General features: G+C 41.8%; 1 protein-coding gene and 1 other annotated feature (1 of these 2 only partly in view). The gene reads left to right on the top strand.

The features are described from left to right. Nucleotides 1-524: a sequence feature (23S ribosomal RNA rRNA prediction is too short), on the top strand (it extends 663 nt beyond the left edge of the window). Between the two features lie 460 nt (nucleotides 525-984). Further along, on the top strand, nucleotides 985-1,527 hold the full coding sequence (gene spoVT / locus RUMTOR_RS06395) for a stage V sporulation protein T (protein WP_004846353.1): 543 nt from the start codon (nucleotides 985-987) through the stop codon (nucleotides 1,525-1,527). Nucleotides 1,528-1,707 lie beyond the last annotated feature (180 nt).

Below are 1,707 nucleotides of genomic sequence, written 5' to 3'. Positions count from 1 at the left end.
CGAAAGTAGGACTTAGTGATCCGGTGGTATAAAGTGGATGGCCATCGCTCAACGGATAAAAGCTACCCTGGGGATAACAGGCTATCACTCCAAGAGTTCACATCGACGGAGTGGTTTGGCACCTCGATGTCGGCTCATCGCATCCTGGGGCTGTAGTCGGTCCCAAGGGTTGGGCTGTTCGCCCATTAAAGCGGTACGCGAGCTGGGTTCAGAACGTCGTGAGACAGTTCGGTCCCTATCCGGCGTGGGCGTAGGATATTTGAGAGGAGCTGCCCTTAGTACGAGAGGACCGGGGTGGACTGGCCGCTGGTGTATCTGTTGTATTACCAAGTGCATAGCAGAGTAGCCAAGCCGGGAAGGGATAAACGCTGAAGGCATTTAAGCGTGAAGCCCCCCTCAAGATGAGATATCCCATAACGTCAAGTTAGTAAGACCCCTTGAAGACGACGAGGTAGATAGGGCAGAGGTGGAAGTGTGGCAACACATGGAGCTGACTGTTACTAATAGGTCGAGGGCATAACCCAAAGCGGAGATAGGCACATGTCGTTGGTTAGCATCTGTGTTTTAGATGCTTATCAAAGACGGTACCCGTAAGGGTAGGATGAAAAAGATTCTTTGTATGTAGTTTTGAAGGTATATGTAAACGAGATATAAATAAGAAGAGAATATTTTCCAAACGGAATGAGAGAAGGCAGCGTCTGAAAAGGCGTTGTCTTTTTTTGCGGCAGAGGCAAGCTAAAGTCGGGCTTGTCAGAAATATTCTAATAATTATATGTGCCGGTTAAATATTTAAGGAAACACTGATTAATGATTTGATTTTCTTCAAGAATGGACATTGTATAATGATCAGTTCTGATTTTTTAAAAACAAGTGTCGTTTTTGTATTCCTGCCGGAGAAACGCATAAAAACCTTAGTTTTACAGATACTACCTTTATTGACAGAAATATGATAAAGATAGAAATTTGCAAAACGGAGGATTTTTTATGAAAGCAACAGGAATCGTAAGAAGAATTGATGATCTCGGCAGAGTTGTAATTCCGAAAGAAATCAGAAGAACGCTTCGTATACGCGAGGGAGATCCTTTGGAAATATTTACTGACAGAGAAGGCGAAATTATTTTGAAAAAGTATTCTCCGATCGGTGAATTTGGAATGCCTGTAAAATTGTATGCGGAAAGTTTATCTCAGACAATGGGGTGTACAGTGTGTATTACAGATACAGATCAGGTTATCGCTGTTTCGGGAGCAGGTAAAAAAGATTTAGAAGAAAGATTTGTAAGAAAAGAGTTTCTTCAGGTTTTGGGAAACAGAGAAGTTTTAACGGCGTGTCAAGGAGATGACAGATATGTAAAAGTGACGGAAGAAATGAATGAATATGAGGATGAAGTTATATCTCCTATTATCAGCGCGGGAGATATAATCGGGGCAGTCGTTTTATTAAACAAAGATAAGAAAAAACATTTTGGCGAAGTAGAACAAAGAGTTGCCGTCAGCGCAGCGGATTTTTTGGGAAGACAAATGGAATAACAGCAAGAACAGCTTGGTAAATATGAGGGAAATAAGTATTTTCACCAGTCATAAATCTTTCGGGACAAACATATGCTTTATTAGTGATGATACGAAACGGGAGGTTTGTGATGGAAGCAAAAGAATATGGAAATGTTGGGAAAAAGGCGATCTGGTTCGTGAAATCACTTTTGTGTGGTT

The organism is [Ruminococcus] torques ATCC 27756 (assembly GCF_000153925.1).
Classification (GTDB): domain Bacteria; phylum Bacillota; class Clostridia; order Lachnospirales; family Lachnospiraceae; genus Mediterraneibacter; species Mediterraneibacter torques.
Note: the sequence above shows the minus strand (reverse complement) of the source record. Positions and strands in the feature narration are given on the sequence as shown.

Excerpts from the sequence above, each read along its gene's own strand:
- spoVT (WP_004846353.1), top strand. The coding sequence starts at position 985 with ATGAAAGCAACAGGAATCGTAAGAAGAATTGATGATCTCGGCAGAGTT.